General features: G+C 45.8%; 2 protein-coding genes and 1 pseudogene. 1 reads left to right on the top strand and 2 read right to left on the bottom strand.

Annotated elements, in window-relative coordinates; all coding sequences use genetic code 11:
- Together AB4496_RS23845 and AB4496_RS23840 are read right to left on the bottom strand one after the other, a co-directional pair.
- Window positions 1–1,144, bottom strand: a 1,144-nt coding sequence (locus AB4496_RS23845; protein WP_372132244.1) for a GMC family oxidoreductase, incomplete at its 3' end; no start/stop codon positions are given.
- 240 nt (window positions 1,145–1,384) lie between these two features.
- Window positions 1,385–1,593 (bottom strand): annotated as a pseudogene (locus AB4496_RS23840) (hypothetical protein).
- Here AB4496_RS23840 and AB4496_RS23835 point away from each other — a divergent pair.
- Window positions 1,593–2,059, top strand: a 467-nt coding sequence (locus AB4496_RS23835) for an MFS transporter (protein WP_372132241.1), incomplete at its 3' end; no start/stop codon positions are given. The pseudogene AB4496_RS23840 and the gene AB4496_RS23835 overlap by 1 nt on opposite strands.

Raw genomic sequence — 2,059 nt, 5'->3', positions numbered from 1 at the left:
CATGAGACGTAAAACCATGACTGGTATGGATTTTTCTTGCATGGTCATCGACAACAGCGACCACAAATACAAACTCTAAATCCGGCACCGCGATATGATCTTCGGAACAAAGAAAACCTATCCCCTCTGCAAAATTACTGCTCATCTTGCCACGGCGTTCTTTGTGCCATAGCGGCAGAGCTTTGGTCATTTCAGAGGCCATTTGTAGCGAGATACCAAAAGTTTCACGCTTTTCACTGCACTTGTACGAATGCACCAAGTCGATATGGTCTTGGAGGTTCTTGCCCACTCCAGGCAACTCATGAACCTGCTCGATGTCATGCGCCTCCAAATCGTCTTTAGCACCGACACCAGACAGTAATAACAACTGGGGAGAACCAAATGCACCAGCAGATAGAATCACCTCTTTGTTACATTGGATCTGATAACGCTTGCCATTCGAGCCGTATTCAACACCTACCGCTTTCTTCTCCTCAAACAAGACCTTATGCGTGGTTGCCTTGGTCACGACCGTAAGATTTGGTCTCGAAAGGTTTGGCGTTAAGTAAGCCTTGGCAGCACTGCACCGTTCGCCATTCAACTGGGTTACCTGCGTCGGCATCGCCCCAAACTGAGCAGCACCGTTGATGTCTTCATTACGGGGAACCCCTATCGACTCACACGCCGTTAAGTAACGTTCCAACATCGGACTTGGCGATCGAAGGTTAGTGACGTTCAGAGGGCCACCTTGGCCGTGATACTCATCTTGGTGAACTTCGTTATTTTCGGCTTTCTTAAAGTAAGGCAGACACGATTCATAACTCCAACCTGCATTACCCAAACTTTCCCAAGTGTCGTAGTCGTAACGGTGCCCACGAGCGTACATCATCGCATTGATAGAACTGGACCCACCAAGTGTCTTACCTCTTGGTTGATAACCTTTACGACCATTCAAACCCGGCTGTTCAACGGTCTCAAAGGCCCAGTTGTTTAGCTTAGTTGGCATCATCGCGGCTATACCTACGGGTGTATGAATTAATGGGCTTGTGTCTTTACCACCTGCTTCCAATAGGCAAACCGTGACATTGGGATCTTCAGACAGCCTTGCAGCCATTACACATCCTGCCGAGCCCCCGCCAACAACAATAAAATCATAACTATCCATTTGCCTATCTCCATTGGGTGTAACTCTCGTTTACGCTATTGCCGTCATTGATAACACCATACGAATGAACATTTTACGCGGGTATTTGTAACATCAAGTTGAACACAACACCATTCCTCTCTGGCCTGTTCAATGACGTTGTGTATGTTCATAAAGCACCAATGAGCTTAACTTTCTTCGCTTGAATTATCGTGATGTTCAACAACCATCACGGATGACCTACGCGGATGATTGTATCGCTTACAAAACCATAATGAACATAATCCTAGTGGCTTTTTGACCGCATAAAATCTCGAAAAATCGTAAATTCCGCTATGGTATTTTAGCTCAAGATCTCGATAAATTTCTTTTATCTTAACGACTATTTTTATTCGTTTTACCCAATTCAGTTTCTCCCCCATAGTCGCGGAAAATTCATCGTTTCTTCCACTATTTAGAGGCTCCTGCATTGGACAACATCCAACAAACAACTCGCATAACTGTTCCGGTTATTGCATTGTCTTTTTACGCGATCGCTTCAGGCTATTTAATGAGTTCATTACCATTAATGTTGTCTGAGTATGGCTTAGACAAAAATCTATCGAGTTGGTTGGCGAGTGCATTCTATGCAGGGCTTTTAGCCGGTACGTTATTGATTGAACGTGCGATCGCACGTGTTGGTCACAGAGATGCGTTTGTTATCGCTCTGGCTATTTTTATCGCAACGATCCTTGTGTTACCACTCATCCCACATCAAGCGGTATGGTTATTAGCCCGCTTTGTCGCTGGTGTAGCGGTTGCAGGTATCTTCGTGATTGTAGAGTCTTGGTTAATGAGCGGTGACGAATCTCAGCGCGCGAAACGCTTAGGCGTTTACATGTGTTCGCTATACGGCGGCTCTGCCGTTGGCCAACTCGGCATCGGTTACCTTGGTAT

Origin of the sequence: Vibrio sp. 10N.222.46.A1, assembly GCF_041473595.1 — a bacterium.
Taxonomy (GTDB): Bacteria; Pseudomonadota; Gammaproteobacteria; order Enterobacterales; family Vibrionaceae; genus Vibrio; species Vibrio tasmaniensis_A.
This window is presented reverse-complemented; position numbering and strand designations above follow the sequence as displayed.